Annotated in this window: 3 protein-coding genes; 1 reads left to right on the top strand and 2 read right to left on the bottom strand. The window is 36.8% G+C overall.

The genetic code is table 11. The annotated features are described in order from the left end of the window. Positions 1-107: 107 nt before the first annotated feature. Together ACYQ4S_RS11545 and ACYQ4S_RS11540 are read right to left on the bottom strand one after the other, a co-directional pair. On the bottom strand, positions 108-653 hold the full coding sequence (locus ACYQ4S_RS11545; protein WP_459771271.1) for an ATP-binding protein: 546 nt from the start codon (positions 651-653) through the stop codon (positions 108-110). Next, positions 650-1,021, bottom strand: coding sequence for a hypothetical protein (locus ACYQ4S_RS11540; protein ID WP_459771269.1), 372 nt, complete (start codon positions 1,019-1,021; stop codon positions 650-652). Before ACYQ4S_RS11540 ends, ACYQ4S_RS11545 begins: the two co-directional genes overlap by 4 nt. A gap of 620 nt (positions 1,022-1,641) precedes the next feature. Here ACYQ4S_RS11540 and ACYQ4S_RS11535 point away from each other — a divergent pair. Continuing rightward, complete coding sequence (locus ACYQ4S_RS11535) at positions 1,642-2,544, top strand: tyrosine-type recombinase/integrase (protein ID WP_459771267.1); 903 nt, start codon at positions 1,642-1,644, stop codon at positions 2,542-2,544. Positions 2,545-2,695 lie beyond the last annotated feature (151 nt).

Genomic DNA, 2,695 nt, shown 5'->3' with positions numbered 1-2,695 from the left:
AATTTATTTAGATTAAAAAGTATAAATAAGTAGATTTAATTATGTAAAGATAATTCCTTGGTTAAGCGGTGAAACTAATATTTCATCGCTTAACTTAACATAATTAATTACTTCTCATAAGATGAATTATGTAAATCTTTCCATAATTCATCTAAGATGAGCAAATCTGTCTTCACGAGTTTTTTCATGAGCCTCAGGTAACTGCCATCCGCCTGATGCTTAGCTAGCTTGAATTCCTCAATCAAGTAAGGCAAACGCTTGTATTCAACTTTTTTGTATTGACGACAGGCTTGAACACCAAAAGCCGTTGCGAAAAAGGTCTTGCCATTACCAGATGTTCCTTTAAAAATGATGTTTCGCCCGTCCAGGAGATACTTTCCTGCAGCTAACTGTAGAATCAACTCTTTATTCAACCGACGGTCATCGTGGTATAGAATGTCTTCAATCGCCGCTTTCATAGGGAATTTTGCATCCTTTAAAAGACGGTTAAGCTTATTACTTTTCCTAAGAGATTCTTCCTGATCAAGTAAAAGGCCCAGAAGTTCATCAAAGGATAAAGTGCTAAATTGCGGCGTTTGAAATAAGGATTCATACGCTTCGGCCATGCCGGGTAGTCTAAGATTCTTTAGTTTGTCTAGATTATGCTGATTCATTTGTCAATTCCTCCATAATATGCCGCACCGCGTGTGAAGCCATGCTTCTCGTCTGTTTTCAATGTATTTAATGTGGTCGCTTGACGTTCATCTTCTTTTCTATTTGAGCGTATCATGGTCTGAATACTCTTGACCGATGGTCTACTCGATGTCTGATAAACCATTCGACAGGCCCGTTCAATCTCATATTTAGAATACTCTCTTTGAAGTTTTTTCAGATTGAAGATGATATCCACGGCTTGCTTTTCGATTGGATAACGGTCAAGAATCGATACAACGACACCTAAGGTGAATTCTCCAACCTCTGTAGCCCATTTAATCGCTTCTTCTGGTGTCTGTTCCACATAAAGTTGATGATTGTACGGCATATGTGTAGAAAAGCAAAATAATCCAGCCAGTAAATGTCACTCTATTCCGGCAGTTTTTTTTAAGAAGATGGGTCAATTAAGCGACAGAATCTGTTTATTCCAGCACGTTTGTCAGTTTAGACCAGCGGATTGTCTTCTACAATAGTTACTAAAAAAAGTCCGAAGAGCATTGGGAGCGTATGCTCCTTTCTCTTCGGACTTTCTTTCGTGCGCCCGGCATGGGCGACAACTTGGTGGTGAAAGTCCACTACAGACTTGGCAGTAGGAACTGTTAGCGAAAGTCAAGGGTGTCCGCCGTGAGGCGGAATCTGAAGGAAGACGGACGCAAATGCTTGCACTGACGAACAGAAACTTCATACAAAGGCTGAATCAGGACGGATGAGCTTGCGAAACAAAGTGAAGTCCGATACTGCCCGAATCCTGTACAGTAAATGGAGCAGTGACATGAGCAGAAGGTTGTCGTTCTTACCCGGGTTATCCCTAGTTTATGATTATCACCAGTTTGATTTAAATACTTTATAAGATTAACAATAAGGATAGTTAAACTAATGATAACCATTTTGCTTTATAATTTTCATATCAGTAGTTAATACTGAAAAAAGTTATGAGGTGAGAATAAAATGGTGACAAGAAGCTACAAAAGTACTGTCGACGAAGTGTTATTAAACCAGTATATTTCTTATTGTGAAGAAAATGGAAATCGCGATACGACACTTAAACGGAAAAAATCTTCTATTGAGCGTTTTCTAGTAATCTATTCAGTAAAAGATTCCCACACAGAAGACATTATGAACTTCGTTCAAAATTATAGAGGAAAAAGCTATTATGCTTTAAAACGTGAGCTTGATGAAATTAAAAAGTTTTTTGATTTCTGTATGTCCGAAGGATATATAGAGAATAATTCCACTCCTGTATTTCCAGATATTAAAGCAACTAAAACAAATAAATTACCATCTATCTATTCAAATGATGAAATAAATATAATGTTAAATTACATTAAAAGGAGTTCTTCCATCCATCAAAAAAGGGATTATGCAATTGCTTTTCTGATTGCTACGTTAGGCTTCCGATCAATTGATATCGCTAATTTATCAGTTACGTCTTTAAACTTTGAGGATAAGATGATTTCTTTTGTACAATCTAAAACGCGAACTACCATTAAGCATCACCTGTCTACACCAACTATAAATGCTTTAGTTGATTATCTTTTGAACGAGAGAGTGGAAAGTCAGTCTAATTTTTTCTTTCTGAAATCCACTGCAGAAAGATTATCTTCAAAAACAGTTTCCGGTATTATTCGAAAAGCATTCGAAAATTGCGGAATTGAATTGGGTGATAGACGACGAGGCTCTCATTGTTTACGCCATTCTTTAGCTTCCAACCTTCTCAACGAAGGAGAATCAATGGTAGCGATCGCTAATATATTAGGGCAAACCTCTGCAGAAACTACACGACTATACACAAAAATAGACATCAAACATCTTGTAGCGTGTGCTTTGGAGGTGCCTGATTATGAATATTGATTTAAAACTTCCGAATTATACTAGTAACTCAAGTTTTGCAGTTGAATATCCAGGTTTAACCCTTGCGGTTATTGAAACTTCTTATAAATAATTATCAAAAAACACACAAAAAGACACCTCTCTTTGGTAAAATGTAGTCACCATAACAACA

The organism is Alkalibacterium sp. s-m-28 (assembly GCF_054658175.1).
The sequence above is the reverse complement of the archived record's forward strand: the minus strand, read 5'-3'. Positions and strand labels throughout refer to the sequence as shown.

Coding starts and splice junctions, on each gene's coding strand:
- ACYQ4S_RS11535 (WP_459771267.1), top strand. CDS start 1,642: ATGGTGACAAGAAGCTACAAAAGTACTGTCGACGAAGTGTTATTAAAC.
- ACYQ4S_RS11540 (WP_459771269.1), bottom strand. CDS start 1,021: ATGCCGTACAATCATCAACTTTATGTGGAACAGACACCAGAAGAAGCG.
- ACYQ4S_RS11545 (WP_459771271.1), bottom strand. CDS start 653: ATGAATCAGCATAATCTAGACAAACTAAAGAATCTTAGACTACCCGGC.